The organism is Nocardioides sp. (assembly GCF_041913365.1).
Lineage (GTDB): Bacteria > Actinomycetota > Actinomycetes > Propionibacteriales > Nocardioidaceae > Nocardioides.
The window spans coordinates 297957-323971 of the sequence record NZ_JAYSFM010000003.1; the positions used below are offsets into that span (position 1 = coordinate 297957).

Below are 26015 nucleotides of genomic sequence, written 5' to 3' on the forward strand. Positions count from 1 at the left end.
TCAACGCGTCCTCCTGACGGTGATGACGTGGGCGGGTTCGTGGCCGGGGTCGAGCCGGACGTAGTTGTGCTGGCTCCAGCTCCAGTCGGCGCCGGTGATCTCGTCGTGGGCGACGAACGAGTCGTGCCAGCCCAGCCCGAGGGCCGGCATGTCGAGGTGGACCATCGTCTCGCGGGCGCCGTGCGGGTCGAGGTTGATGACGCTGAGCACGACGTCATCCCCTCCGTCGGGCAGGCTCGCCTTCTTGGAGAAGACCAGGACGCTGTCGTCCTCGCTCTCGTGGATGGTGACGTTGCGCAGCATCTGCAGCGCCGGGTGCTCGCGCCGGATCTGGTTGAGCCGGGTGATGTACGGCGCCAGCGTGGTGCCCTCGGCGTCGTGCTTCTTCCAGTCGCGGATCCGGATCTGGTACTTCTCCGAGTCGAGGTACTCCTCCGAGCCCGGCTTCACCGCCACGTGCTCGAACAGCTCGTAGCCGGCGTACACGCCCCAGCTCGGCGATCCCGTGGCCGCGAGGGCGGCGCGCACCTTGAACGCCGCCGGCCCGCCGTACTGGAGGTAGGCGTGGAGGATGTCGGGGGTGTTGACGAAGAAGTTCGGCCGCATCAGGTGGTCGGACTCGCTCGAGACCTCGCGGAGGTAGTCCTCGATCTCGCGCTTGCCGGTGCGCCAGGTGAAGTAGGTGTAGCTCTGGTGGTAGCCGATGGCGCCCAGGCCGTGCATCATCGCGGGCTTGGTGAAGGCCTCGGACAGGAACAGCACGTCCGGGTCCGTACGTCGTACCTCGGCGAGCAGCCACTCCCAGAAGGCCAGCGGCTTGGTGTGCGGGTTGTCGACGCGGAAGATCCGCACGCCGTGGGACATCCACAGCTTCACGATCCGCAGCACCTCGCGGCAGATGCCGGACGGGTCGTTGTCGAAGTTGATCGGGTAGATGTCCTGGTACTTCTTCGGCGGGTTCTCCGCGTAGGCGATGGTGCCGTCGGCGCGGGTCGTGAAGAACTGCGGGTGCGTCTTCACCCACGGGTGGTCGGGCGCGGCCTGCAGCGCGAGGTCGAGGGCGACCTCGAGACCGAGCTCGCCGGCCCGCGCGACGAAGGCGTCGAAGTCCTCGAACGTGCCGAGGTCGGGATGGATGGCGTCGTGCCCGCCGTCCTTGCTGCCGATCGCCCACGGCGAGCCGGTGTCGTCCGGACCGGGGGTGAGGGTGTTGTTGGGGCCCTTGCGGTTGACCTCGCCGATCGGGTGGATCGGCGGCAGGTAGAGCACGTCGAAGCCCATCTGGGCGACCGCGTCGAGGCGGTCGATCGCGGTGAGGAACGTGCCGGTGGTGACCTTCCCGGTCTTCGCGTCCTTGGTGGCGCCCTCCGAGCGGGGGAAGAACTCGTACCAGCTGCCGAAGAGCGCGCGGACCCGGTCGGCGCGGAAGCGGAACGGCCCGGTGACGGTCGTCAGCTCGCGCAGCGGGTGGGCCAGGAGCACGGCGTCGAGCTCGGGGTCCTGGAGCGCGGCGAGCCGCGCGGCCACCGGTCGGCTGGTGTCCTCGGCGGCCTTGCGGGCACCCGCGACGAGCGCGTCGGCCGTCTTGTCCAGCTTGTCGGCGCCGGTGCCGGCGGCGACCCGCTCGAGCAGCAGCCGGGCCTCGGTGAACATCAGCTCGACGTCGACGCCGGCGGGGATCTTGATGCCGGCGTCGTGCTGCCAGGTGGCGATCGGGTCGGACCAGGTCTGGATCTCGAAGGTCCACTCGCCCTCGGTGTCGGGCGTGACGTGGGCGGCGTAGCGGTTGGGCTGGTCGCCGTAGGGCCACATCCGCACCGGGGCGCGCCGGCTGCCGCTCGGGTCGATGGCGACGACTTCCGCGCCCAGCTGGTCGTGGCCCTCTCGGAACACGCTGGCCCGGACCGGCATCGGCTCACCGACCGTGGCCTTGGCCGCGAGGCGGCCCAGGTCGACGACGGGGGAAACATCCATCACGGGTATGCGTCCAACCATGACCCCCACACTTGCGAAGGTCGGGTGCCGGACGCAACCCGTGACGGACGTGGTCTCACCCGCCGGGGTGCTCGCCCGCGACGCGGGTCACCGGCCCGTCACGACGATCCGCTGCACGCGGCTGCGGGCGGGACGGAACGCCGTGCGGTCGTCGGGGCGGAAGCGGACCCGCACGGTGTGCCGCCCGCGCAGCAGCCGCTTGGTCACCGTCACCCGCTCGTGGCCGGTCGTCGTGCGGACCGTGCGCCACTTCTCGCCGTCGACCACGAGCACGAGGCGTCCCGCACCCGGCCGGTCGCTGCTCGAGGTGACGTCGATGAGCAGCTTCGGCGCCCGGTTGGCCGCGGTCTGGAGCTTGCGGCGCACGGTCAGCGAGACGGTGGGCCGGACGCGTGCCGCGGTGGGCGCAGTGCCCGCGGTGGGCGTCGTGCCCGTGCTACCCGTGCCACCGGTCCCGCCACCCGTCCCGGTGTCCGTCGTCGGCTCGCCGGGCTGCTGCGGCAGCGTCGGCGCCTCACCGAAGACCTGCAGCTCGGCGGCGTGGACGATCGTGCCGCGGTCGGATCCCTCCTTGCAGTCGGTGAGGACCGTGGCGCTCGCGGTCTGCTGGCCGGCGTAGGCCTCCTGGCCGGTGCACTGGTTCTCCAGCGTCACCAGCCGTACGGCAGCGGCCTCCGTGTCGGGCACGTCGAACTCCCGCAGGTTGAGCGTCGGCGCCACCGGTCGGGGGAGCTCGCTCGGGAAGGCGTCGGCGGGTGAGGTGTAGAACGGCGTCCAGGTGGCGTCGTCCGAGTCGCAGTCGGCGGTGCACGCCTCGAGCGCGAACTGGCGCAGCGCGGTGAAGCGCGAGCCCGAGTCCGGGTCGTCCTGGGCCAGCGGGATGTCGGTCGGCGAGGCGGGGGCCGGGGTGAGGTAGGCGCTCACCTGCACCCGCTTCACCGTGCTGACGTCGCCGGCGAGGTCGACCGCGACCGACGGGTGGGACTCGTCGACCTGGGCCTCGGTCACGCCGCCCCAGTTGGTGGCCTCGGTGCCGTCGATCAGCGCCTCGGCGTTGAGCGAGCCGTCGGTGGCCGCGATGACCGAGGCGCCGGCGGCGCTGCTGGCCAGGTTGACCACGTCGCCGACGGTCTCGGTGCGCGCCGCGCCGTCCGCGAGGACCTTCATCGTCCAGCGGGTGAAGCCGCGGTCGGGCGAGACGGCCACCATGTCGTAGGTGCCGGGCGTGAACCGGGCGCTGGAGCCGAGCTCGGTGCCCGGGTCGGTGTCGGCCACCGGCGTCACGCGTGCCTCGTAGTCCCCGACGAAGATCTTCGACTCGCCGGTGGTGGCGAAGGTGATCGTCGATCCCGGACCGGTCGGGGTCGCGAAGCCCGGTGTCGGCTCGTCGTCGTCGGCGTCCGCCGTGCGTGCGTCGACGCCCATGCCGCGGCGCGCGAAGGCGGCCCACATGGCGTCCTGGTTCTCGCCTCCGAAGCGCATCCGGTCCGCGGCGAGCATCGCGTCGCGCGCGTCCAGCATCGACGTCGACCCCTGCTGGAGCAGGAACGCGTCGAAGACCAGCTGGACCCAGCGTCGGTTGCCGGGGCAGGCGTCGGCCGGGCGCGGGGTGGCCGTCGCCGTGGCGTCGGCGCACTCCAGCTGGAGCGAAGCGTCGTCGTAGGGGAACTCGGCGTCGTACTTCTCGACGAGCGCCTGGCGGACCTCCCACATCGTGCCGTTCCAGATCTCGCCGTCCGCGTGGACCTCGGGACCCGTGGAGTCGAAGCCGTAGTCGGAGTAGTTGAGCGGGTTGTCGTCGATCGAGTAGTCGCGGATCGCGGTCTCGGTGTTGCCGGTGGCGTAGGCGCCGACGGCCCAGACGTTGCCGCCGTTGCTGTAGCCGTGGGCGAACTGGTACTCGCCGGCGACCAGGTCGCCCCACGACTCGCCCATCGCCCCGCCCTGCTCGGACGTGATGCCCTCGTCCGGGCCGCCGATCATGCGGTTGCTGATGGCGTGGGTGTACTCGTGACCGACGATGCCCATGTCGAGGCCGCCGTCGGTGCAGGGCGCGTAGAAGGCGCCGGCGATCGGTTCGAAGAGGTACTGGTTGGTGATGCCCGGGGTGCCGTCCTGCAGCGTGATCTGGTTGGCGTTGTCGCGGCCGAGGAAGCTCGGGCTGCCGCCGGTGGTGGCGCCGGCCTGGGCGTTGCCCACCTCGGGGTCGCCGGCGACGCCGCCGCGGCTGCCGTTGTCGGACTGCAGGTTGTAGTTCTCCTCGGTGAAGCCGAGGTAGTAGGAGTAGTCGTGCATGCGGTTGTGCGCGACGAACAGGTTGCCCACCGAGGCGTCGATGTCGTTGCCGCCCGGGACGAGCTGGGCGGTGTCGCAGCGGCTGTTGTTCCACGCGTCGGTGAACTCACCGGTGTAGTGGCGATCGGCGGAGACCGGTGCCTGCAGCAGGCCGCCGGGCGTGAGCGGGCTCGCCCACGCCTCGTGGGTGTTGGCGTTGTTGCCGACCGTGGTGAAGGTCGACAGCGCGCCGATGGTGTCCCAGGGCCCGAAGGCGGCGATGTTGCGGAGCTCGCCGGGCGGCGTGGTGCACGCGTCGTCAGAGGGAGCGTCGGTGAGGCGCCAGCAGCCGACGACCGAGTTGGTCGGCGTCTGGTCGGGGGAGTCGAGCGTCGGGTTGGCGGTGAAGTAGCGCCACTGCGGGTTGGCGGCGAGGTCGCCCGTGCCGGGGGCGGCGGTGTCGCTCGTGGTCACCGCGAGGGCGTACTGGCCGACGGTGACCGACGCCGCGTCGAACGGGCACACCTGGACCGAGTACGTCCCCGCCGGGATCTCGGGGGAGGAGTACGTCGCCACCTCGGGGTTGGTGGCCAGGTCGCCGGTGACCAGCACGTCGTCGCCCTGCCAGATCTTCACGGTGAAGTCGTCGAGGGGGACCCCGGTCGCGACGGCGGTGATGCTGCGGGTCAGGTCGTCCTCGAGGTCGAAGGGGTGCTTGGGGCCGCACTCGGTCGCAGTCACGGCGCCGGTGAAGACGTCGTTGTAGGCGAAGTTCTCCGCCCGGTTGTGGCGCGCCAGCACCTCGCCGGTCACGGCGTCGACGAGCGAGGTGAAGCCGAGGGCCGTCGCGCCGGCGGCGTTGACCACGTTGGCCTCGAGCACCGGCCGGACCGATCCGTCGGCCATCGGCAGCGCGCGCAGGCGCACCTGCTGCTCCTGGGCGAAGCCCGGCACGGTGAGGCGGGTCCACTCGCCGCTCACGGTCGTGGTGATGTCGGCGACCTGCCCGGCCGGGACGCCGACGGAGAGGTCGGTGGCTGCCTTCAGCCAGCCCTGCAGCGGCGTGAGGGTGGCCGCCGGCAGCGTGCCGGTCGTCCGGGCGAGGGAGGAGGAGACGTAGGCGACCCTGCCGTCCGCGACGCCGACGGTGACCAGGCCGCCGAGGGCGGGGGCCAGCCCGTCGAAGTCCTGCCGGAAGAGGACCGCGCGGGCATCCGACTGGGCGAGCTTCTGGGCGCTGACCAGCACGAGCCCGTCGACGTCCGAGGCGGTCATGCCGAACACGGCCGCGTGACCGCGCAACCAGGAGCGCGCGCCGTCCGCGGCCGCGCCGGGGGCCGCGCCGAGGCTGCCCGACGCCGGGAGGATCGAGGCGGGGGTGCCGAGGGAGTTCCAGCGCGCGGTGACAGGGCCGAGCGCCGTGACGGCGGACTCCTGCGCGGCCGTGGGGACGGCCGTGCCGCGGGAGTCGACGTCGGCGGGGCCGGCGACCGGATCACCGAGCGTGCGTACGTCGGCGGGGGTGGGGCCGGGCGTGACCGTCTGCGGCTCGGCGGTGGCCGGCGCGGCGATCGTGGTGAGGGTGGCGATCGCGAGGATCGAGGTGGCCGCGATGATGGTGCGGCCGAGACGTGCTCGGGGCGAGGTCATGCCGCACCAACTGCGGAACCTACCCGCGAGTTATGCGCCCGTCGTCGTGGTGTGACAGGCGGGGGCTGCAAGGGACGGGTTGGATCGATCCAAGAAATGCCCTAGCGTGCAGGATCGTGCGAGCTTTTCGTCGATTCACCGTCCGTCCTGTCCTGCCCGAGCCGCTGGGTGCGCTGTCCGTCCTGGCCGGCAACCTGCGCTGGTCGTGGCACCCGCCCACCCAGGACGTCTTCGCGTCCGTCGACCCGCAGCTGTGGCGCGACGTGGCGGGCGACCCGGTGCGCTTCCTCGGTGCGGTGGGCCGCGAGCGCCTCGACGAGCTGGTCGACGACGGCGACTTCCGGGCCCGGCTCGACGCCGCCCAGGCCGACCTGCAGCGCTACCTCTCCGAGGACCGCTGGTACGCCCGCAAGGCCGGCGACGACGCGCCCCGCGCGATCGCGTACTTCTCCTCCGAGTTCGGCATCACGTCGGTGCTGCCGCAGTACTCCGGAGGCCTCGGCATCCTCGCCGGTGACCACCTGAAGGCCTCGTCCGACCTCGGCATCCCGCTGGTCGGCGTGGGCCTGTTCTACCGCCACGGCTACTTCAAGCAGGCGCTCGACCGTGACGGCTGGCAGCAGGAGAGCTACCCCGTCCTCGACCCCGACGAGCTGCCGCTGACCGTGCTCCGCGAGCCGGACGGCAGCCGCGCCACGGTCTCGATCGCGCTGCCCGACGGCCCGGACCTGGTGGCCCGGATCCTCGTCGCGCACGTCGGTCGGGTGCCGCTGCTGCTGCTCGACACCGACATCGAGGACAACAGCGCCCACTACCGCGACGTCACCGACCGGCTCTACGGCGGCAACTCCGAGCACCGGCTGCGCCAGGAGCTGCTCCTCGGCGTCGGTGGCGTGCGTGCCCTGCGGGTGTGGTCGCGCATCACCGGTGCCCCGGCGCCGGAGGTCTTCCACGCCAACGAGGGCCACGCCGGCTTCCTCGGCGTCGAGCGGATCCGCGAGCTCACCGTCGGTGAGGGCGGCCCGCAGCTGGACTTCGACACCGCGCTCGAGGTCTCCCGCGCCGGCACGGTCTTCACGACCCACACGCCGGTCCCCGCGGGCATCGACCGGTTCCCGCGCGAGCTCGTCGAGCAGTACTTCGGTGGCAACTCGCCGACTCCCGGCGTGCCCGTCGAGCGGGTGCTCGCCCTGGGCGCCGAGGACTACGAGGGCGGCGACGCCGGCGTCTTCAACATGGCCGTCATGGGCTTCCGCCTCGCGCAGCGCGCCAACGGCGTCTCCCAGCTCCACGGCCACGTGTCGCGTGGCATGTTCAACGGCCTCTGGCCGGCCTTCGACGAGGCCGAGGTGCCGATCAGCTCGATCACCAACGGCGTCCACGGCCCGACCTGGATCGCCCGCGAGGTCATCGAGCTGGCCGCGAGCCGCGGTGCCGACGTCGACGGCGACGACACCGACGCGCTCTGGCCGTTGGTCGACCAGATCAGCGACCGCGAGATCTGGGACCTCAAGCGCACGCTCCGCACCCGCTTCATCGAGGACGCCCGCAGCCGGATGGCGAAGTCGGCGGCCAAGCGCGGCTTCGCCCGCGCAGAGTCCACCTGGATCGACACCGCCCTCGACCCCGACGTGCTGACCATCGGCTTCGCGCGCCGCGTGCCGACGTACAAGCGGCTCACCCTGATGCTCCGCGACCCCGACCGGCTGCGGAAGCTGCTGCTCGACCCCGAGCGCCCGATCCAGCTGGTCATCGCCGGCAAGGCGCACCCGGCCGACGAGACCGGCAAGCGGCTCATCCAGGAGATGGTGCGCTTCGCCGACGACCCGGAGATCCGCCACCGCATCGCCTTCCTGCCCAACTACGACATCGCGATGGCGCAGCCGCTCTACCCCGGCTGCGACGTGTGGCTCAACAACCCGCTGCGCCCCTACGAGGCGTGCGGCACCTCAGGCATGAAGGCCGCGCTCAACGGCGGCCTCAACCTCTCGATCCTCGACGGCTGGTGGGACGAGTGGTACGACGGCAACAACGGCTGGGCCATCCCGTCGGCCGACGGCATCGACGACCCCGACCGGCGTGACGACCTCGAGGCCGCGGCCCTCTACGACCTCATCGAGAACGAGGTCGCCCCGCGCTTCTACGAGCACAACCACGAGGGCGTCCCGCCGCGCTGGCTGGAGATGGTGCGCCACACACTGAAGTCGCTCGGTCCGAAGGTGCTCGCGACCCGCCAGGTGCGCGACTACGTCCGCGAGCTCTACGCCCCGGCGGCGCACACCGCCCGCACGCTGAACTCCGACTACGCCGGCGCCCGCACGCTGTCGGGCTGGAAGCAGGAGGTCCGCTCCGCGTGGCCCGGCGTCCGGGTCGAGCACGTCGACTCCGAGGGCGTCGGGGACGCGCCCGAGGTCGGTGCCACCCTGGCCGTCCGCGCGTGGGTGGCGCTCGGCTCGCTGTCGCCCGACGACGTCGAGGTCCAGGTCGTGCACGGCAGGATCGGCTCCGACGACGTGCTGACCAGCACCTCGGTCACGCCGATGCTGGTGGGGGAGTCCTACGACGGCAACCGCCACCGCTTCGACGCGGCCGTGCTGCTCGACCACTCCGGTGCGTTCGGCTACACGGTGCGCGCCGTCCCGCGCAACGAGGCGCTCGCCTCGGTCGCCGAGCTGGGCCTGGTCACCGAGCCCGCCTGACGGGCGGCGCGCGCGGCGGTCACGGCAGGGCGGTGGCGAGCCTCTCGCTCAGCAGCGTGGCCGTCCGTCGCGCCAGGCCCTCGCCACGGCCTCGCACACCGGCCGGGACGTAGACCATGGCCAGCACGTCGCCGCGCCGCTGGTAGACCAGCGCCAGGCGGAGGGACTCACCGGTCCGGAACTCGATGGTGTTCACGACGGCGAGGTGGTCGGCCTGCCACCCGGCGGCCGGCCGCATCGGGGTGATGGTCGTGCGGAGGTCGGGGACGTTCGCGATCACCGACGGGACGTAGCCGCTCGGGCAGGACGCGACGGCGTCGCGCAGCTCCTGCATGGCCTGCTCGGCGCCACCGGGACGGTAGGCGACGGTCTCGGTGGACACCCACGCGCTGTCCGAGAGGTCGTCGCTCCCGGACGGGTCGAGGCCCTCGAGCGCGTAGCGCACCTGGTGGCGGGCCGTGCGCAGCTGCTCGCTCGGGAAGGTGGCCGCGCACAGGTCGAGGCTGACCTGGCCCTCCACCTCGTCGCCCCGCTGGAACTGGTCCGCCCCGTATCCCTCGGGCAGGTCGGCGCGACGCACCTCCACCGGCCGGACCAGGGCGTCCGGGTCGACGGGCGCCTCGGACGGGGTCGTCGCGGGCGCAGTGGGCGACCGGTCGGGCGCGGGCGTCGAGCTGCCTGCGGCGTCCGCGTCAGCGCCGCAGCCGGCCAGGAGTGCGGCCCCGACCACGGTCGCGAGGAGCGTCGACAGCTTCCGAGAGGTCATCACGCGGGGAAGGGTGCCACGAGCGGCGGGGACCAGCGGGTGGAACGCCGAAGTTCGTGGTGCCCGCGCCCTGACAGTCCGCCGCGGTCAGCCGACCGGGATCGACCGCCGGCACCCGCAGGTGTCGCTGCACGGCAGGTAGGTGTGCGTGGCGTGCCCGCACCGCGGGCACGGCACGTCATGGCTGAGGTGGCTGCTGGTGTTCTCGACGGTGTCCCACATGGCGTGTCTCCCTTCGGTGGTCGGGGGGTGGTGGTCCTGACAGCGTGCGCCTGCCGGCACGCCCCGCGCATCGGGTTTTCTACGTATTCGCCCCCCGGTGGTTCCCGGATGGGGGCGGGGGCCGGATCCCTCGACCAGCGGGCGCCGGGGTGGTTGGGTGGCGGCGCGAGCACCAGGCCCTCGACCGGCTGGCCGGTCGTACTGCGCAAGCACGATCAAGCGGGGACGTACGCCGGTGGGGAGGGTGAGGGCATGACGACAGCGACGGACACCTTCGGGGAGTTCCTCGCCACCCTGGCCGAGACCCTCGACCTGGGCAGCGAGGAGCGGGCCCGGCGGCTGCACCTCTCGCGCCACCACCTCGACCGCGTCGTGTCCGCTGCGGGCGGTGAGCCACCGGAGAAGATGCGCCGGCGGCTGCTGCTGGAGCGGGCGGCGTACGTGCTGGTCACCACCGACCGGCAGGTGCTCGACGTCGCGATCGAGGCGGGCTTCGGCTCCCACGAGGCGTTCACCCGCGCGTTCGCACGGGCCTACGGCGCCGCGCCCAGCCGCTGGCGTCACGCACCGACCCGCACCCAGATCCGGTCCGCGAGCCAGGTGCACTTCCACCCACCGGGCAGCCTCCGGCTGCCCACCGCCCGAAAGGTGACCGCCATGGACCTGCTGACCCGGATGATCGAGCACCACCTCTGGCTGACGAGCGAGATGCTCGACCGCGCCGCCCGGCTGAGCGACGAGCAGCTCGACGCCCCGATCGAGGTGCCGATCGGCACCATCGACGACGACATGACCATTCGCTCCGTGCTCGGCCGCCTCGTCGGCCAGCTCGCGCAGTGGAACGCCGCGACCGAGCAGCGCCGCTACGACTGGGACCAGGAGCGCGGCAAGTCGATCAGCACGCTGCGCCGCGAGCTCGCCGACGAGGGGTCGGCGTTCCTGGCCCAGGTGCGGACGACGGTCGAGGAAGGTCGTCTGGACGACACCTTCGTCGATGCGACGTGCGAGCCGGTGCGGGTGTTCTCCTACGGCGGCATGGTCGCGCACGTGCTCACCTTCGCCGCCGTACGACGCCTCGTGGTGCTCGGCGCCTTCGAGACCCTCGGCGTCACCGACCTCGACGCCGGCGACCCGATGGAGTGGGTGGCCCAGCCGACGCCTTGACCTCGTCAGCCGAGCACGAGCCAGAGGCCCACCAGCGTGGGCACGACGCCGAGCAGGAGCCACGGCGACACGATGCTCCTGCCGTGGATCGCCCGGCCGACCCCGACGGCGATCGCGCCGAAGACGCCCGCGACCACGGCGAGGCCCACCTGCGAGCTGAGCGGCGCGTCGTCGAGGGTCACGGCGGCGACGACGAGGCCCACCACGAGGTGGAGGATCGTCGTCACGGCCAGGGTCGACATCACCCAGCGCTGGACGCGGGCCAGGTCGCGCGCGTCGCCCTCGGGGTCCTTCACGACCACGCGGGGGGCGTCGAGGTCGAGCAGGTGGCCGCGGCCCTTCTCCTTGCGGCGGGCGGGAACGGTCTGCGCCATGCGACCACCTCCGAGCTCGTTGTTACGACACATTGTCGGAGATGCCCGCGGTCCGGCCCAAATCCGCGCCACGTCCCGGGCCGTCGCTCACGTCTGGCGCAGCACCAGGACGGAGCGGGCTTGCAGCTCCAGCGAGCTGCCGGCGACCACGGGCGTGCCGAGGGCGACCTCGGTGTTGGTCGACAGCACGACCTCGCCGTGGTGGACCCACTTGTTCGCCGGCAGGGTCAGCTGCACGTCGTCACTGCCGGCGTTGAGCCAGATCATGAACGAGGTGTCGCGGACCTGCTCGCCGTGCGGGCCGGGGGAGCGCAGCGGCGCGCCGTTGAGGAACATCCCCACCGTGCGGCAGCCGTCGTCGTTCCAGTCGTCGGTCGACATCTCCCGGCCGCTGGGGTGCACCCACACGACGTCCTTGATGCCGCCCTTGATGGTCGGGCGCCCCTCGAACCAGTGCCGCTGCCGCAGCACGGGGTGCTCGCGCCGCAGACGCAGCGCGGTCTTGGTGACCTCGTAGACGTCGAGCCAGGCGTCGTCGGGCCGCCAGTCGATCCACGAGGTCTCGTTGTCCTGGCCGTAGGCGTTGTTGTTGCCGCCCTGGGTGCGGCCGCGCTCGTCGCCCGCGGTGAGCATCGGCACGCCGCTGGAGAAGCACAGGGTGGCCATCAGGTTCGCGGCCTGCCGGCGGCGGGCCGCGACGATCGCCGCGTCGTCGGTCTCGCCCTCGACGCCGCAGTTCCACGAGCGGTTGTTGTCGGTGCCGTCGCGGTTGTCCTCGCCGTTGGCCTCGTTGTGCTTGTCGTTGTACGACACCAGGTCGCGCAGCGTGAAGCCGTCGTGGGCCGTGACGAAGTTGACCGACGCGTAGGGCGAGCGGCCGTCGTCGGCATACAGGTCGCTCGACCCGGCGAGCCGGGTCGCCACGGTGCGCACGCCGGCGGAGTGGCCGCGCCAGAAGTCGCGCATCGTGTCGCGGAACTGGTCGTTCCACTCGATCCACGGCGGCGGGAACTCGCCGACGCGGTAGCCGTCCATCGAGGCGTCCCACGGCTCGGCCACGAGCTTCACGTGCCGCAGGACCGGGTCCTGGCCGATGGCCGTGATCAGGTGGCTGCCCATGTCGACGACCTGGTTGGTGCGGGTCAGCGCGCTCATCAGGTCGAAGCGGAAGCCGTCGACGTGCATCTCGGTCACCCAGTAGCGCAGCGAGTCCAGGATCATCCGCAGGCTCTGGGTGTGGGTGGCGTCGAGGGTGTTGCCGCAGCCGGTGACGTCCCAGTAGGTGTCCGTCATCGGCTCCGCGTCCGGGTCGGTCACCGGCGGCGGCACCACGCGCTGGTAGTAGCCGAGGTCGTCGAGGCCCCGGAAGCTCAGCGTCGGGCCGAGCGGGCCCGCCTCGGCGGTGTGGTTGTAGACCACGTCGAGGATCACCTCGAGCCCGGCGGCGTGGAAGTCCTTGACCATCTGCTTGAACTCGGTGACCTGCTGGCCCCGGTCGCCCGCGTGCGCGTACGCGTTGTGCGGGGCGAAGAAGCTGATGGAGTTGTAGCCCCAGTAGTTGACCAGCCCGCGCTCGGCCAGCCCTGGCTCGGAGACGAACTGGTGGATCGGCAGCAGCTCCACGGCCGTGACGCCGAGGTCCTTGAGGTAGTCCGTCACGGCGGGCGTGGCGAGACCGGCGTACGTCCCGCGCAGCTCCTCGGGGACCCGGTCGTGCAGCTGGGTCATGCCCTTGACGTGCATCTCGTAGATCACGGTGTCGCGCCAGCGGCGACGCGGTGAGGTGTCCGCGCCCCACTGGAAGTCGTCGTAGACGACCACGCTGCGCGGCACGAACGGCGCCGAGTCGAGGTCGCTGATCGTGTCGGGGTCGCCCTGGGCGTAGCCGAAGATCGCGTCGTCGACGAGGAGGTCGCCGGCGACGGCCTTGCCGTAGGGGTCGAGCAGCAGCTTGTTGGCGTTGAACCGCAGCCCGGCGTCGGGGTCCCACGGCCCGTGCGCGCGGTAGCCGTAGCGCGTGCCGGGGGAGACGCCCGGGATCGCGCCGTGCCACACGCCCAGCGAGTGCTCCGTGAGCAGGTGCCGCACCTCGGCGCCCTCCTCGTCGAAGAGGCAGACCCACACGTGCTCGGCCGCCGGGGCGTAGACCGCGAAGTTCGTGGAGTCGTGGGACCAGGTCGCGCCCAGGGGGTAGTTGCGACCGGGCCAGACCCTCATGGTCTCGCCTTCGTGGTTCCAGACTGTGGTCTCGGGGGGCGGTGTCACGCGGGTCATTGTGGTCGAGACGGGCGCGCACGGCACAATGCGGCATCGCAATCGTGTAACACCGCTCACGCAGCACCGACGATGAGGAGCAGCGCATGGAGTTCGTCTCGATCGACGTGACCGACGGGGTCGCGGTCCTGCGGCTGGACCGCCCGAAGATGAACGCGATCAGCGTCCAGGTGCAGGCCGACCTCCGCGAGGCGGCCGCCGAGCTCAGCGAGCGCGACGACGTACGTGCCGTGGTGCTGTGGGGCGGCGAGCGGGTCTTCGCCGCCGGCAACGACGTCAAGGAGATGGCCGACCTGTCCTACGCCGACATGGTCAGGGTCTCCACCTCGGTCAGCTCGGCGACCACCGCCATCGCGCGGATCCCGAAGCCGGTGATCGCCGCCGTCAACGGCTACGCCCTCGGCGGGGGCTGCGAGCTCGCCCTCTCCGCGGACCTGCGCTTCGCGGCCGAGGACGCGGTGTTCGGCCAGCCGGAGGTCCTGCTCGGGATCATCCCCGGCGCGGGCGGCACCCAGCGGCTCACCCGGCTGGTCGGCACGTCCACGGCCAAGGACATCATCTTCACCGGCCGCTTCGTCAAGGCCGACGAGGCGCTGCGCATCGGCCTCGTCGACCGGGTCCTGCCGCCGGGCGACGTGCTCGAGGCGTCGGTCGCCTACGCCTCCCAGTTCAGCGGCGCCGCGGCGCTCGCGCTCCGGGCGGCCAAGGAGTGCATCGACCGGGGCAGCGAGGTCGACCTCGACACGGGCCTGGAGATCGAGCGGCAGCAGTTCGCCGCGGTCTTCGCGACCGAGGACCGTACCCGCGGCATGACCTCGTTCGTTGAGAACGGACCCGGCAAGGCGACCTTCGTGGGGCGCTGACACCGGGTACGCTCCGGCCCGCGGAGCGACCGGCCGCGTCGCGCGACGACCTGAAGGAGACCGACCAGTGGACAAGATCCGGGGAACCCTGGCCCAGCTCGTGTGGATCGTGAGCGCCCTCTCGGCACTGCTGCTCGCGATGGGCGCCCTCCTGATCGCCCTCGAGGCCAACCGGTCCAACAGCGCGGTCGACTTCATCCTGCAGGCTGCGAGCTTCGTCGACCTCGACATCTTCTCCCGCAGCGACGGCATCAAGCAGTTCCGGGGCGAGGGCGCCGACATCAAGAACGCCCTCTTCAACTGGGGCCTGGGCGCCATTGCCTGGCTCGTCGTGGGCCGGCTGGTCAGCAAGCTCATCAAGTCCTGACCGCTCCCGGGCGGGGCGCCGGACCACGGGTTCGGTGCACATGCGTACCGCATCGTGGGACGGGGTGTACCTCAGTGTGTAACTGAGTGTCACAGTTCCCGGGCGACCACCGACCATGGGAGGGACGGTGGCGCTGACCCGTTTCCTTGGGAGGGAATACGCATGCACCTGAAGTCCAGCCTCGCCGCCTTCGGCATCGCCTCGCTCGTCGTCACCGGTCTCGGCGCCGTGCCCGCGGGCGCGGCCTCCGGCAACCTCGTCTTCGTCTGCAACACCGTCCTCGGTGACAAGGAGTTCCTCACCACTGCCGACACCGACCTGCCCGCCACCCTCGCCACCGGCGCCTCGGCCCCGGTGAACGTGACGGCGAAGGTCACCATCCCCGACGACGTCCGCAACGCGGTCTACACGGTCTTCGGGGCGCGGAAGGTCGCGGGCACGGCGAAGATCAAGGCCACCCAGAACGGTGCCGCGCTGCCCGACATCGCCGCCACCGTGGCGAGCGCCGACCTGCCCGCCTCGGGGCCGGTCACGGTGACCGCCACCGGCGCGGGCCCGACGTTCGCGCCGACCGCCGCGGGGACGTACGTCCTCAAGGCCGCCAGCTACACGGCCTCGCTGGCGTTCACGAAGGCGGACGGCTCAGCGGCGTACACCGCCGACGTGACGTGCACGCCCAAGGCCGCCACGCCCGCCCAGGACCTCACCGTCGACACCGTGACCGTCACCGACGCGGCCACCCCCGGCACCCCGACCACGCCCGGCGCTGTCCAGTCGACGACCACGAAGGTGAGCGGCAGCTGGTCGAAGAAGCAGTCGAAGATCGTCGCCCGGATCAAGGTCGGCTCCACCGACAAGGCCGCCACCGGCACGGCGAAGGTGAAGGTGACCCGCGGCCAGAAGAAGGTCAAGAGCCTGCGGGTCGACGTGAAGGCCGGCAAGGCCAAGGTCGTGGTCCCCAAGGTCTCCAAGCCGGGCACCTACACGATCACCGTCTCCTACGCGGGCGACGCGACCCACGCCGCGTCGAAGGGCAAGGTCAAGGTCAAGGTCGGCTGAGGTGGCGCCCCTGCCCGTGATCTACGATCCGGGCAGGGGGTTCCACACATGTCTCGATCATCCGTGCGCCGACAGGCGGCCGGAGTGGCCGCCGCCGGTGTGCTCGGCCTGGCCGCCGCCGTCGCGCCGGTCCACCCGGCCTCGGCTGCCGTGCCGTCGAGCACCACCGTCGTGCTCAGCGCCGCCCAGTCGTCCTTCGGGCAGCTGGTCACCGCCTCCGCCGCCGTGACCACGCCAGCCGGCCCGGCCGAGGGCGACGTCGTCTTCTCGGTCGACGGGGTCGCCTTCAAGGCCAACCTCGGGGCGAGCGGGACGGCCAGCCTCGTGCTCCCGCGCGCCGCCGTGGGAGCGCACGCCGTGCAGGCCACGTTCCTGCCCCGGGACCCGCTCCGGCAGGACGGCAGCACCTCGCCGAGCGTGGCCTGGCAGGTCGTGCCGGTGCGCACCCGGCTCCAGGTGCGGGTGACCGGCAAGCGGCTCCGGGCCCCCATCGCGGTCCACGTCCGGGCCGCCGGGGACTACGGCACCACCCCGTCGGGGCAGGTGCGGATCGTCGTGCGGAAGTCCGGCCGGAAGGTGCGGGTCGCCCGCGGCACGCTCGAGGGCGGCGCAGTCGGCGGCCGGCTCCTGCTGGACCCGGGCCCGTCCCGGAGGGGCCGCTACCGGGTGCAGGTCACCTACCGCGGCGACGCCGACCACCTCGCGGCCACGCGTGAGGTGCGCTTCCGCATCGGCGCGCGGCGCTGAGCGGTCCGGGCAGCGACCGTGACAGTGGCACTGTGAGGATCCCCACCCCGAACGCCATTCCGTGCCGGGGTGCGTGACTTGTAGCCTCACGAGCACATCCGAGTGCACAGGAGGGGCCGCGAGGCCACACCACCATGAACATTGTTGTCTGTGTGAAGTACGTGCCGGACGCGACGGCCGACCGCAAGTTCGAGGACGACAACACCGTCGACCGCGTCGGTGTCGACGGCCTGTTGTCCGAGCTCGACGAGTACGCCGTGGAGCAGGCGCTGCAGTTCCGCGAGAAGCGTGAGGGTGAGGAGATCACCGTCACCGCTCTGACCGTCGGCCCGGAGAAGGCCGTCGACGCGGTGCGCAAGGCGCTGCAGATGGGTGCCGACTCCGGCGTCCACGTGGTCGACGACGCGATCGCCGGCTCCGACTACCTCGGCACCTCGCTGGTGCTGGCCAAGGCCATCGAGAAGATCAAGGCCGACGCGGGCGCCGACCTCGTGGTCTGCGGGATGGCCTCGACCGACGCCTCGGGCTCGGTCGTCCCGGCGATGCTCGCCGAGCGCCTCGGCCTCCCGCAGGTCACGCTGGCCTCGGTGGTGGAGTCGCAGGGCGACCAGGTCCGCATCAAGCGCGACAACGAGGGCTCGACCGAGGTCATCGGCGCGAGCCTGCCGATCGTGCTGTCGGTGACGGACCAGTCCGGCGAGGCCCGCTACCCGTCGTTCAAGGGCATCATGGCGGCCAAGAAGAAGCCGCTGGAGACCTGGTCGCTGACCGACCTGGGCCTCGACGCCGACCAGGTCGGCCTGTCCGTGGCGTACTCGCAGGTCGAGGACACCACCGCCCGCCCGCCGCGCACGGCCGGCGAGATCGTCACCGACGAGGACGGCTCGGGCGCCACTGCGCTGGTCGAGTTCCTCGCGTCGAAGAAGTTCATCTGAGGAGCGCTGACGCATGTCTGAGGTTCTTGTTGTAGTCGACCACGCCGACGGCGAGGTCAAGAAGCCCACCTACGAGCTGCTCACGATCGCGCGCCGCCTCGGCGAGCCCTCGGCCGTGTTCTTCGGCTCGCCCGAGCAGGGCGAGGCCGTGGCCGAGAAGGCCAAGAAGTACGGCGCGGCGAAGGTCTACGTGATCGACGACGCCCAGATCAAGGGCTTCCTCGTCGCCCCCAAGGCCGAGGCGCTCCAGCAGCTGGCCGAGAAGACCAGCCCGGCGGCGATCCTGCTGCCCTCGACGTTCGAGAACAAGGAGGTCGCCGGTCGCCTGGCGATCAAGCTGGGATCGGGCGTGATCACCGACGCCGTCGACGTGCAGGAGGGTGGCGTGACCACCCAGTCGGTCTTCGCCGGCAACTACACGGTGCAGGCGAAGGTCACCACGGGCACCCCGATCATCACGGTCAAGCCGAACTCGGCCGCCCCGGAGGAGGCCGAGGGCGCCGGCGCCGTCGAGGCGTTCGCCGCCACCATCAGCGACGCCGCCAAGGGCGCCCAGGTCGTGGCCACCCAGCCGCGGCAGTCCACCGGTCGTCCCGAGCTGACCGAGGCCGCGATCGTGGTCTCGGGTGGTCGTGGCACCGGCGGCAACTTCGAGCCGGTCGAGGGCTTCGCCGACAGCCTCGGCGCGGCCGTGGGTGCCTCGCGTGCCGCGGTCGACTCGGGCTGGATGCCGCACGCGTTCCAGGTCGGCCAGACCGGCAAGACGGTCTCGCCCCAGCTCTACGTCGCCAACGGCATCTCGGGTGCGATCCAGCACCGCGCCGGCATGCAGACCTCCAAGACGATCGTTGCGGTCAACAAGGACCCCGAGGCCCCGATCTTCGAGCTGGTCGACTTCGGCGTGGTCGGCGACCTGCACTCCGTGCTGCCCGCCGCCACCGAGAAGATCACCGAGCGCAAGGGCTGATCGCCCGCAACGCACCCGGATGCCCCGACCGCGAGGTCGGGGCATCCGTGCGTTCACCACTCCTTGATCCGCACCTGCCAGTCGTCTCCGCGACGCACGACCTGCATCGTCTGGCCCCGGTCCATGCGGGTGCTGCCCATGTCGAAGCGGGTGGGGCGGTCGTAGGACTGCTCGACCTCGCGGCACCGGCCCGGGGTCGGCGTACGGGCTCGCCCGAGCCGTTCGGTGCCGCCGGACGAGACGTGCCGGAGGACGACCGGCCACTGCCGTGAGCCGGAGGTCGCCACCACCTGGACGGCTGCGTCCGGTCCATCCGGGACCACGACGTCGCACCGTCCGGCGACGCCGCCCGGCAGCGTCACGACGCCCAGCTCGGGCGAGATCACGTGGGTGCTCGCGGGGCCGGGCACGGCGACGTACTGCCCATCGCGGGTCTGGCCCAGCGAGCGCGGGCCCATCCGCAGCGCCTGCCAGGCCAGGCCGTCGCGGGTGGTGAGTGCGATGTGGTTGCCGCGGCACCTCACCACGGCAACGATCACGGCGAGGGGTTGCGCGGTCTCGCCCGGGCCCCAGTTGCACTGCGCACCCGACTCGAGCACCGTGATCGGGGCGCTCCAGGACTGGGTGCCCGGGTCGTACACCTGGGCTCGCACCCGCCTGCCGGTGCGTGAGCCGAGGGCGACCAAGGGAGACCCCGGTGCGGTGAAGAACCGCGTGTAGGTGCCGCGTTCGACCGTCACCAGCCCGGGCGCGTCGACCGGCGCGACCTGCGTGACCGCCCACGGCGAGTCGGCACTGGCCCGGGCGATCGTCGTGACCGTTGCGGGGTAGTCGAACTCGCCGAAGAGGGTGGTGTCGGAGTCGACGTTGGCGAAGTTGCTGTCCGTGCAGGCCCCGTCGAACGCGATCTCCTGTCGCGTCGGCGGGGCGGCCCCGGCACGGGTGAGCACGACGAGGCCGCAGCGCCCGCCGAAGCCCCTGCCGTAGAGGTAGGACACCTGGCCGGTGTCGGTGATCGTGGCGGTCGCGGTGTACTCCTGGCCCGGAGTGCTCAGCGTGTGGCGGGTGAATCCCTCCGGGCCGAAGGTGACGTAGCCCCTGAACTCCGGCCACACCGCCCGGCTGCCGTCGGGGGAGATGCCGGGCTCCTCGTAGGCCTCGCCCTCCAGCTCGTACGACGTCCACGAGACGGTGTCGGGCGACCAGAGCGCGCGCGAGGAGGTCGGCGCCTGGTCCTCGGACCAGCCGTAGCGGTCGCACTCGGCGATCACGGCCACGGCGCCGTTGGCCGTCCGCGCGTCGACGTCGCCGCAGAAGAGGTTCTTCCGCGCGAGCACGACGGTCCGCGCACCCCAGGCGCCGGTCGCGGTGTCGTACCGCTTCGCCCACACCGTGCGGTGGCTCTCGGCGGTCCAGACGCGCAGCACGTCACCGTCGGCCAGGGTCAGCTCGACACCGCCGATGATCTCGCGCGGCAGCTGGGCCGTCGGTGGCGCTGCCGCCCCCGTGCCGGCTCCGGCCGTGGAACCCGTCAGGACCGCCGCTGTGGTCGCCAGCGCGACCACCACCCCCGTGATGCGAGACATGGGCTCAGGATAGGCACGACGGACCTACGCTGGACGGCATGAGCAGCGAGGATGCGGTCCGCGAGGTCGCCGGTCGGGCGCGGACGGCGAGCCACGAGCTCGCCACGGCGACCCGGGCGACCAAGGACGCCGCGCTGCGGGCGATGGCGGACGCGCTGCTGGCCTCGGCGCCGGGGATCCTCGCCGCAAACGCCGAGGACGTCGCCCGGGCGGAGTCCGGCGGCACCCCGGCCAACATCGTCGACCGGCTGCGCCTCGACGACGCCCGGCTCGAGGCGATGGCGCAGGGGCTGCGCGACGTCGCGGGGCTGCCCGACCCCGTGGGCGAGGTGCTGCGCGGGAGCACGCTGGCCAACGGGCTCGAGCTCCGGCAGGTGCGCGTGCCCTTCGGCGTGGTCGGGATGATCTACGAGGCCCGGCCCAACGTCACCGCCGACGCCGCCGGCATCTGCCTCAAGGCCGGCAACGCGGTCCTGCTGCGGGGGTCGTCGAGCGCCCGGTCGAGCAACGCGGCGATCGTGGCGGCGATGCGCGGCGCGCTGGCCGGCAGCGGCCTGCCGGAGGACGTCGTACAGCTGGTGCCGGGGGAGACCCACGACAGCGTCAAGGCCCTGATGCGGGCCCGTGGCCTCGTCGACGTGCTGATCCCACGCGGTGGCGCGGGCCTGATCCGCAGCGTGGTGGAGGAGTCGACGGTGCCGGTGATCGAGACGGGCGTGGGCAACTGCCACGTCTACGTCGACGCCTCGGCCGACCTCGAGCAGGCGCTCGCCATCGTGCTCAACGCGAAGACCCAGCGCACGAGCGTGTGCAACGCGGCCGAGTCGCTGCTCGTCCACCAGGACGTCGCCGACGAGTTCCTGCCGACGGTGATCGAGGCCCTCCAGGCGGGTGGCGTCCGGATCCACGGCGACCCGGCCTTCGCGGAGTACGACGACGTGGTCCCGGCCACCGACGAGGACCACGGCGCCGAGTTCCTCGCGCTCGAGATCTCGGCCGCGGTGGTGCCCGACGTCGAGGGCGCGATCGCGCACATCCGCCGCTACTCCTCAGGGCACACCGAGGCGATCGTCGCCCGCGACCAGGGCGCCATCCGCCGCTTCGTCGCCGCCGTGGACTCCGCCGCCGTGGTCGTCAACGCCTCGACCCGCTTCACCGACGGCGGCGAGTTCGGCTTCGGCGCCGAGATCGGCATCTCGACGCAGAAGCTGCACGCCCGCGGCCCGATGGGCCTGCCCGAGATGACCTCGAGCAAGTACGTCGTCGTCGGCGACGGCCACGTGCGCTGACGCGCGGGCGCAGACGATAGGATCGCGCCCATGCTGAGCACCGTCATCACGCTTGCCGCCGAGACCGCCGAGCACGGCGAGCCCGCGATCCACCCCTACGCCGTGGGGGGCATCGCCCTGGCGCTGCTGCTCGTCCTGCTGCTGGCAGTGATCTCCTTCGGTGGCGGCCGCGAGCACAGCTGATCCCGTGCCGGACCGGAAGGCACCTCGTCGGGTCGGGGTGATGGGCGGGACCTTCGACCCCATCCACCACGGCCACCTCGTGGCGGCGTCGGAGGTGCAGGCCTGGTTCGACCTCGACGAGGTCGTCTTCGTCCCCACCGGCGACCCCTGGCAGAAGAGCGACCGCGAGGTCACGACCGCTGAGCACCGCTACCTGATGACGGTCGTCGCCACCGCCGCCAACCCGCGCTTCAACGTCTCCCGGGTCGACATCGACCGCGAGGGCAAGACGTACACGATCGACACGCTCCGCGACCTCAAGGCGGAGATGCCCGACGCCGAGCTGTTCTTCATCACCGGCGCCGACGCGCTCGCCGACATCTTCACGTGGCGTGACGTCGAGGAACTCTTCGAGCTCGCCAACTTCGTCGGCTGCACCCGGCCCGGCTACGCCATGGACCCCGAGGCGCTGGCGAAGATCCCCGCCGACCGGGTCACCATGGTCGAAATCCCTGCCCTGGCGATCTCCTCCACCGACTGCCGCGAGCGCAAGCGGCGCGGCGAGCCGGTCTGGTACCTCGTGCCCGACGGCGTCGTCCAGTACATCGCCAAGCACGACCTCTACGCAGCACCCGCAACGAACAAGGACACTGCATGACTGCCACCGACCACGCCCTCGAGCTCGTCGCCGTCGCCGCCCAGGCCGCGCACGACAAGAAGGCCGACCAGGTGCTGGCCTTCGACGTGAGCGACCAGCTCGCGATCACCGACGCCTTCGTGCTGGCCAGCGCCAACAACGAGCGCGCCGTCGGCGCGATCGTCGACGAGGTGGAGGACAAGCTCCGCGAGGCGGGCGCCAAGCCGATCCGCCGCGAGGGCCACAAGGAGGGTCGCTGGGTGCTGCTCGACTACGGCGAGATCGTGGTGCACGTCCAGCACGAGGAGGAGCGCTCCTTCTACGCCCTCGAGCGCCTCTGGAGCGACTGCCCGCTCATCCCGCTGTCCCTGTCGTGAAGCGCCTGGTCCTGCTGCGGCACGGCCGCACGGCCTGGAACGACGCCCGGCGCGCGCAGGGGCACGCCGACATCCCGCTCGACGAGCAGGGGCAGGCCCAGTCCGCGGCCGTCGCGCCTGCGATGGCCGCCCTCGCGCCCGTCGCGGTCTGGAGCTCGGACCTCTCCCGCGCCGCGCAGACCGCGGCCTGCGTCGCCGCGGTGGCCGGGCTGGAGCCGGTCCTCGACGCGCGCCTGCGTGAGTTCGACATCGGACCCAACCGCACCGGGCTGACCAGCGAGGAGTACGCCGCCGCCCACCCCGAGGAGCACGCCAGGCTGCTCGCAGGGGACGACGCCGGCATCCCCGGGCGCGAGACCGACGACGACGTGCTCGCGCGCTTCCTGCCCGCCCTGGCGTCGTACGCCGACGCGCTCGGCGAGGGGGAGACGGGGATCATCGTCTCCCACGGTGCCGCACTGCGCGTCGCCGTGCCGGCGTTCCTCGGCCTCGCCGACCCGGGGGAGGCCCTCGGCGTGCTCGCCAACTGCGGCTGGATCGAGCTCGAGCACGCCGCCTCGACCTGGACCGGCGGCGAGACCCGCTGGCGGCTGGTCGCCTGGAACCGGGTCGTCGCGTGAGCGACCGGGCGCGCGAGGTCGACCTCCACCTCAGCCGGCAGCTGGCGAAGGTGATGGACGACGCGGTGACCGTCCCCGGCACCCGCTTCGGTGTCGGCCTCGACGCCGTCCTCGGGCTGCTGCCCGGCATCGGCGACGCCGTCGGAAGCGCGCTGTCGACCGTGATCGTCCGCGACGCGATCCTGGCCCGGGTGCCCATGGTGGTGCTCGCTCGGATGGCGCTCAACCTCGTCGTCGACGCCCTGCTCGGCCTGCTCCCCGGCGTCGGCGACCTGCTCGACATCGCCCACCGGGCCAACCGCAAGAACCTCCACCTGCTGCTCCGCGAGGTCGAGCGGGCGCCGCTGCGCGAGCCGCCGACAGCGGCGTACGTCGCCGGCGCGGTCGCGCTGACCATTGTCCCGGTGCTCGCCGGGGTGGGCGTCGCGATCCTCGGGATCTGGCTCCTGGTGCGCTGGATCAGCTGAGGGGGCACCCCGATTTCACGTCGGCGAAACTGTCGGCTAATGTTCTCGGCTGTTGGGGCTGTGGCGCAGCTGGTAGCGCATCTGCATGGCATGCAGAGGGTCAGGGGTTCGAGTCCCCTCAGCTCCACCAACACGAAGGCCGGATCCGTCAGGATCCGGCCTTCGGTCTTGTCTGGGTGCGTTTCCACACGTGTCCGAGAAGTCGCCCTTCGAGTTGTGGCCGAGGGGCGGTTTCCCGGACACGTGTGGTGAACCGCCCGCCCTCCCCCGAGAACGCGATCATCGCCGGAGCGCCTCCACGACGGCGGCCATGTCGTCGGCGCCGAAGCCGAGCGTGGAGGCGCGGGAGTAGAGCTCGTGGCTCTGGCGGGCCATCGGGGCCGCGGCCCCGGCCGACTCGGCGAGCTCGAGGACCAGCCGGCAGTTGCGGGCCACGTCGTCGATCGCGGTCTGCGGTGCGTAGTCGCGCTCGAGCATGGCGGCCAGGCGCAGCCGGGACACGGCGCTGGCCATCGGCCCGGAGTCCAGGACGCGATGGAGCACGTCGAGGTCGACCCCGCTGCGCTCGGCCAGGTGCACCGACTCCGCCAGGGACGTGACCAGGCTGACGAGGAACGCGTTGACGGACAGCTTGGTGGCCGTCGCGGCCGGCACGTCGCCGCACCGCACGACCGCGCTGCTGGTCGGCGCGAGCAGCCGCTCGACCGGGTCGAGGTCGCCATCGCCCGCGAGCATCACGACGAGCTCGCCGCGCTGCGCCGGGACGCGCGATCCGGAGACGGGTGCCTCGACGTAGCGTCCGCCCGCCTCCCGCACCCGCTCGTGGAAGGCCGAGGCGGAGGTCGTCGACACCGTCCCGAGGTTGACCAGGGTGCGTCCCGCAAGGGAGTGGGCGAACGCCGAGCCGTCCCAGCCCAGCACCTCCTCCAGCGCGGCCGCGTCCGCCAGCATCAGGAGGACCACCTCGCAACGGTCCAGCACCTCGCCGACATCGGCCGCGCCCTCGGCGCCCGCCGACGTCAGCTCGCGGACCCGCTCCGCCCGCCGGGTCCACACCACCAGCCGGCGGCCGGCCCGCAGCAGGTTGAGCGCGATCGGCTCGCCCATGTGCCCGAGCCCGATGAAGCCGACCGGGTCCGCGTCGTCCATTCAGTGCCCCTTCCACGCATCCGTCGAGACGATGACACCAGCCGCGCCACGACCCTGTCGCGGGCCACCTGGGAAACAGTGGCTTCCTCGCTTCGGCGGTTTCGTACGGGCGGTGGCACCATGTGCCCATGACCGCGACTGACCACTCCACGAGCACCACTTCCGAGCGCACGGCCGCCCACATCGAGGCGACCGAGCGCTACGCAGCGCACAACTACCACCCGCTGCCGGTCGTGCTGTCCGAGGGCGACGGCGCGTGGGTCATCGACGTCGACGGCAACCGCTACCTCGACTGCCTCGCGGGCTACTCCGCGCTCAACTTCGGCCACTCCAACGAGCGCCTCGTCGCGGTCGCGCGCGAGCAGCTCGGCCGGCTGACGCTCACCAGCCGCGCGTTCTTCAACGACAAGCTGAGCGGCTTCGCCGAGGCGCTGTGCCGGCTGACCGGCAAGGACATGATCCTGCCGATGAACTCCGGCGCCGAGGCCGTCGAGACCGCCATCAAGGTCAGCCGCAAGTGGGGCTACGAGGTCAAGGGCGTGCCCGCGGGCCAGGCCTCGATCATCACCATGGAGGGCAACTTCCACGGCCGCACCACCACGATCGTCAGCTTCTCGGACGACGAGGTCGCGACCTCGGGCTACGCGCCCTTCACCGGCGGCTTCCGCAGCGTGAAGTACGGCGACATCGCCTCGATCGCCTCGGCCATCGACGACACCACCGTCGCCGTGCTGTTCGAGCCGATCCAGGGCGAGGGCGGCGTGGTCATGCCGCCGCAGGGCTTCCTCCGCGAGCTGCGCGAGCTCTGCACCGAGCGCAACGTGCTGATGGTCGCCGACGAGATCCAGTCCGGCCTGGCCCGCTCCGGCAGGACGTTCGCCTGCGACCACGAGGACGTCGTCCCCGACATCTACATCATGGGCAAGGCGCTCGGCGGCGGCATCTACCCGGTCTCCGCGATCGCGGCCGACCACGACGTCATGGACGTCATCACGCCCGGCTCGCACGGCTCGACCTTCGGCGGCAACCCGCTCGCCGCGGCCATCGGCACGGAGGTCGTCGCGATGCTCGAGGAGGGCACCTTCCAGGCCCGCTCCGCCGAGATCGGCGCGCTGCTCGAGGAGGGCTTCCGCCCGCTCGTCGGCCGCGGCCTCTCCGACGTGCGCGTCCGGGGCGCGTGGGCCGGCATCGACATCGACCCGACGCTGATGAGCGGCCGCCAGATGTCCGAGGCGCTGATGGCGCGCGGCATCCTGGCCAAGGACACCCACGGCTCCACGGTGCGTTTCGCGCCGCCGCTGGTGGCCAGCGACGAGGACATCGCCGGGCTGGTCCGCGCGGTCACCGAGATCCTCGCGGGCTGACGGCCGGC

The 26015-nt window shown here is 72.0% G+C and carries 23 protein-coding genes and 1 tRNA gene; 16 read left to right on the forward strand and 8 right to left on the reverse strand.

Features of this window, described 5'->3' with window-relative positions:
* A complete protein-coding gene (locus ACE3QY_RS09815) occupies positions 1–1995 on the reverse strand; it encodes an alpha-1,4-glucan--maltose-1-phosphate maltosyltransferase (protein WP_374455825.1) in 1995 nt (664 codons plus the stop codon).
* 87 nt (positions 1996–2082) lie between these two features.
* Positions 2083–5919: a M36 family metallopeptidase gene (locus ACE3QY_RS09820; protein WP_374455826.1), complete on the reverse strand. Its 3837-nt coding sequence runs from the start codon at positions 5917–5919 to the stop codon at positions 2083–2085.
* A 116-nt stretch (positions 5920–6035) separates the two neighbouring features.
* Here ACE3QY_RS09820 and glgP point away from each other — a divergent pair, with 116 nt between their 5' ends.
* Positions 6036–8618 carry an alpha-glucan family phosphorylase gene (glgP, locus tag ACE3QY_RS09825; RefSeq protein WP_374455827.1) on the forward strand — a complete coding sequence of 861 codons (2583 nt, stop codon included), beginning with the start codon at positions 6036–6038 and terminating at the stop codon, positions 8616–8618.
* 19 nt (positions 8619–8637) lie between these two features.
* Here glgP and ACE3QY_RS09830 read toward each other — a convergent pair whose 3' ends face one another.
* Positions 8638–9387, reverse strand: a complete 750-nt coding sequence (locus ACE3QY_RS09830) for a hypothetical protein (RefSeq protein ID WP_374455828.1) — start codon at positions 9385–9387, stop codon at positions 8638–8640.
* An 84-nt stretch (positions 9388–9471) separates the two neighbouring features.
* On the reverse strand, positions 9472–9606 hold the full coding sequence (locus tag ACE3QY_RS09835) for a hypothetical protein (protein ID WP_374455829.1): 135 nt from the start codon (positions 9604–9606) through the stop codon (positions 9472–9474).
* Positions 9607–9858: 252 nt separating this feature from the next.
* On the opposite strand from ACE3QY_RS09835, the gene ACE3QY_RS09840 reads away from it, so the two are divergent.
* Positions 9859–10770 (forward strand): helix-turn-helix domain-containing protein, encoded by a 912-nt coding sequence (locus ACE3QY_RS09840; RefSeq protein WP_374455830.1) that lies wholly within the window; start codon positions 9859–9861, stop codon positions 10768–10770.
* Positions 10771–10775: 5 nt separating this feature from the next.
* Here the strand turns inward: ACE3QY_RS09840 and ACE3QY_RS09845 are convergent, their stop codons facing one another.
* Positions 10776–11144 carry a hypothetical protein gene (locus tag ACE3QY_RS09845; RefSeq protein WP_374455831.1) on the reverse strand — a complete coding sequence of 123 codons (369 nt, stop codon included), beginning with the start codon at positions 11142–11144 and terminating at the stop codon, positions 10776–10778.
* Positions 11145–11231: 87 nt separating this feature from the next.
* A complete protein-coding gene (gene glgX / locus ACE3QY_RS09850) occupies positions 11232–13361 on the reverse strand; it encodes a glycogen debranching protein GlgX (protein ID WP_374455832.1) in 2130 nt (709 codons plus the stop codon).
* 143 nt (positions 13362–13504) lie between these two features.
* Between glgX and ACE3QY_RS09855 the strand changes: the two genes are divergently transcribed.
* The 6 genes from ACE3QY_RS09855 to ACE3QY_RS09880 all read left to right on the forward strand — a co-directional run bounded on the left by ACE3QY_RS09855 (position 13505) and on the right by ACE3QY_RS09880 (position 18356).
* Positions 13505–14281 carry an enoyl-CoA hydratase/isomerase family protein gene (locus tag ACE3QY_RS09855; protein ID WP_374455833.1) on the forward strand — a complete coding sequence of 259 codons (777 nt, stop codon included), beginning with the start codon at positions 13505–13507 and terminating at the stop codon, positions 14279–14281.
* Between the two features lie 67 nt (positions 14282–14348).
* A complete protein-coding gene (locus ACE3QY_RS09860) occupies positions 14349–14648 on the forward strand; it encodes a hypothetical protein (protein ID WP_374455834.1) in 300 nt (99 codons plus the stop codon).
* Positions 14649–14810: 162 nt separating this feature from the next.
* Positions 14811–15707 (forward strand): Ig-like domain repeat protein, encoded by an 897-nt coding sequence (locus tag ACE3QY_RS09865; protein WP_374455835.1) that lies wholly within the window; start codon positions 14811–14813, stop codon positions 15705–15707.
* Between the two features lie 48 nt (positions 15708–15755).
* Positions 15756–16454 (forward strand): Ig-like domain-containing protein, encoded by a 699-nt coding sequence (locus ACE3QY_RS09870; RefSeq protein WP_374455836.1) that lies wholly within the window; start codon positions 15756–15758, stop codon positions 16452–16454.
* 134 nt (positions 16455–16588) lie between these two features.
* Positions 16589–17389: an electron transfer flavoprotein subunit beta gene (locus ACE3QY_RS09875; protein WP_374455837.1), complete on the forward strand. Its 801-nt coding sequence runs from the start codon at positions 16589–16591 to the stop codon at positions 17387–17389.
* A 13-nt stretch (positions 17390–17402) separates the two neighbouring features.
* Positions 17403–18356: an electron transfer flavoprotein subunit alpha/FixB family protein gene (locus ACE3QY_RS09880; RefSeq protein WP_374455838.1), complete on the forward strand. Its 954-nt coding sequence runs from the start codon at positions 17403–17405 to the stop codon at positions 18354–18356.
* Positions 18357–18409: 53 nt separating this feature from the next.
* Here the strand turns inward: ACE3QY_RS09880 and ACE3QY_RS09885 are convergent, their stop codons facing one another.
* Positions 18410–19942 carry a hypothetical protein gene (locus ACE3QY_RS09885; protein WP_374455839.1) on the reverse strand — a complete coding sequence of 511 codons (1533 nt, stop codon included), beginning with the start codon at positions 19940–19942 and terminating at the stop codon, positions 18410–18412.
* Between the two features lie 38 nt (positions 19943–19980).
* Here ACE3QY_RS09885 and ACE3QY_RS09890 point away from each other — a divergent pair, with 38 nt between their 5' ends.
* The 7 genes from ACE3QY_RS09890 (at position 19981) to ACE3QY_RS09920 (ending at position 23624) form a co-directional block, all read left to right on the forward strand.
* Entirely contained in the window at positions 19981–21231 is a 1251-nt protein-coding gene (locus tag ACE3QY_RS09890) for a glutamate-5-semialdehyde dehydrogenase (protein WP_374455840.1), read from the forward strand.
* Between the two features lie 30 nt (positions 21232–21261).
* Positions 21262–21414 (forward strand): hypothetical protein, encoded by a 153-nt coding sequence (locus tag ACE3QY_RS09895; RefSeq protein ID WP_374455841.1) that lies wholly within the window; start codon positions 21262–21264, stop codon positions 21412–21414.
* 4 nt (positions 21415–21418) lie between these two features.
* On the forward strand, positions 21419–22051 hold the full coding sequence (gene nadD / locus ACE3QY_RS09900; protein ID WP_374455842.1) for a nicotinate-nucleotide adenylyltransferase: 633 nt from the start codon (positions 21419–21421) through the stop codon (positions 22049–22051).
* The gene (rsfS, locus tag ACE3QY_RS09905; RefSeq protein ID WP_374455843.1) at positions 22048–22407 is read left to right on the forward strand and encodes a ribosome silencing factor; all 360 of its coding nucleotides are present in this window, start codon (positions 22048–22050) and stop codon (positions 22405–22407) included. Before nadD ends, rsfS begins: the two co-directional genes overlap by 4 nt.
* Positions 22404–23027 (forward strand): histidine phosphatase family protein, encoded by a 624-nt coding sequence (locus tag ACE3QY_RS09910; protein WP_374455844.1) that lies wholly within the window; start codon positions 22404–22406, stop codon positions 23025–23027. Before rsfS ends, ACE3QY_RS09910 begins: the two co-directional genes overlap by 4 nt.
* Positions 23024–23494 carry a DUF4112 domain-containing protein gene (locus ACE3QY_RS09915; RefSeq protein WP_374455845.1) on the forward strand — a complete coding sequence of 157 codons (471 nt, stop codon included), beginning with the start codon at positions 23024–23026 and terminating at the stop codon, positions 23492–23494. The genes ACE3QY_RS09910 and ACE3QY_RS09915 overlap by 4 nt, the downstream gene beginning before the upstream one ends.
* A 54-nt stretch (positions 23495–23548) precedes the next feature.
* Positions 23549–23624, forward strand: a tRNA-Ala gene (locus tag ACE3QY_RS09920).
* Between the two features lie 149 nt (positions 23625–23773).
* On the opposite strand, the gene ACE3QY_RS09925 is transcribed toward ACE3QY_RS09920, so the two are convergent.
* Positions 23774–24643: an NAD(P)-dependent oxidoreductase gene (locus ACE3QY_RS09925; protein WP_374455846.1), complete on the reverse strand. Its 870-nt coding sequence runs from the start codon at positions 24641–24643 to the stop codon at positions 23774–23776.
* 128 nt (positions 24644–24771) lie between these two features.
* Here ACE3QY_RS09925 and rocD point away from each other — a divergent pair, with 128 nt between their 5' ends.
* On the forward strand, positions 24772–26007 hold the full coding sequence (gene rocD / locus ACE3QY_RS09930) for an ornithine--oxo-acid transaminase (protein WP_374455847.1): 1236 nt from the start codon (positions 24772–24774) through the stop codon (positions 26005–26007).
* The last annotated feature ends 8 nt before the right edge of the window (positions 26008–26015 follow it).

What these genes read in the sequence shown, in the direction of transcription:
- rsfS (WP_374455843.1), top strand. Translation starts at nt 22,048, where the DNA reads ATGACTGCCACCGACCACGCCCTCGAGCTCGTCGCCGTCGCCGCCCAG.
- ACE3QY_RS09845 (WP_374455831.1), bottom strand. Translation starts at nt 11,144, where the DNA reads ATGGCGCAGACCGTTCCCGCCCGCCGCAAGGAGAAGGGCCGCGGCCAC.
- ACE3QY_RS09870 (WP_374455836.1), top strand. Translation starts at nt 15,756, where the DNA reads ATGTCTCGATCATCCGTGCGCCGACAGGCGGCCGGAGTGGCCGCCGCC.
- glgX (WP_374455832.1), bottom strand. Translation starts at nt 13,361, where the DNA reads ATGAGGGTCTGGCCCGGTCGCAACTACCCCCTGGGCGCGACCTGGTCC.
- ACE3QY_RS09925 (WP_374455846.1), bottom strand. Translation starts at nt 24,643, where the DNA reads ATGGACGACGCGGACCCGGTCGGCTTCATCGGGCTCGGGCACATGGGC.
- ACE3QY_RS09875 (WP_374455837.1), top strand. Translation starts at nt 16,589, where the DNA reads ATGAACATTGTTGTCTGTGTGAAGTACGTGCCGGACGCGACGGCCGAC.
- ACE3QY_RS09895 (WP_374455841.1), top strand. Translation starts at nt 21,262, where the DNA reads ATGCTGAGCACCGTCATCACGCTTGCCGCCGAGACCGCCGAGCACGGC.
- ACE3QY_RS09820 (WP_374455826.1), bottom strand. Translation starts at nt 5,919, where the DNA reads ATGACCTCGCCCCGAGCACGTCTCGGCCGCACCATCATCGCGGCCACC.
- ACE3QY_RS09855 (WP_374455833.1), top strand. Translation starts at nt 13,505, where the DNA reads ATGGAGTTCGTCTCGATCGACGTGACCGACGGGGTCGCGGTCCTGCGG.
- ACE3QY_RS09815 (WP_374455825.1), bottom strand. Translation starts at nt 1,995, where the DNA reads ATGGTTGGACGCATACCCGTGATGGATGTTTCCCCCGTCGTCGACCTG.
- ACE3QY_RS09885 (WP_374455839.1), bottom strand. Translation starts at nt 19,942, where the DNA reads ATGTCTCGCATCACGGGGGTGGTGGTCGCGCTGGCGACCACAGCGGCG.
- ACE3QY_RS09835 (WP_374455829.1), bottom strand. Translation starts at nt 9,606, where the DNA reads ATGTGGGACACCGTCGAGAACACCAGCAGCCACCTCAGCCATGACGTG.
- rocD (WP_374455847.1), top strand. Translation starts at nt 24,772, where the DNA reads ATGACCGCGACTGACCACTCCACGAGCACCACTTCCGAGCGCACGGCC.
- ACE3QY_RS09840 (WP_374455830.1), top strand. Translation starts at nt 9,859, where the DNA reads ATGACGACAGCGACGGACACCTTCGGGGAGTTCCTCGCCACCCTGGCC.
- ACE3QY_RS09880 (WP_374455838.1), top strand. Translation starts at nt 17,403, where the DNA reads ATGTCTGAGGTTCTTGTTGTAGTCGACCACGCCGACGGCGAGGTCAAG.
- ACE3QY_RS09865 (WP_374455835.1), top strand. Translation starts at nt 14,811, where the DNA reads ATGCACCTGAAGTCCAGCCTCGCCGCCTTCGGCATCGCCTCGCTCGTC.
- ACE3QY_RS09890 (WP_374455840.1), top strand. Translation starts at nt 19,981, where the DNA reads ATGAGCAGCGAGGATGCGGTCCGCGAGGTCGCCGGTCGGGCGCGGACG.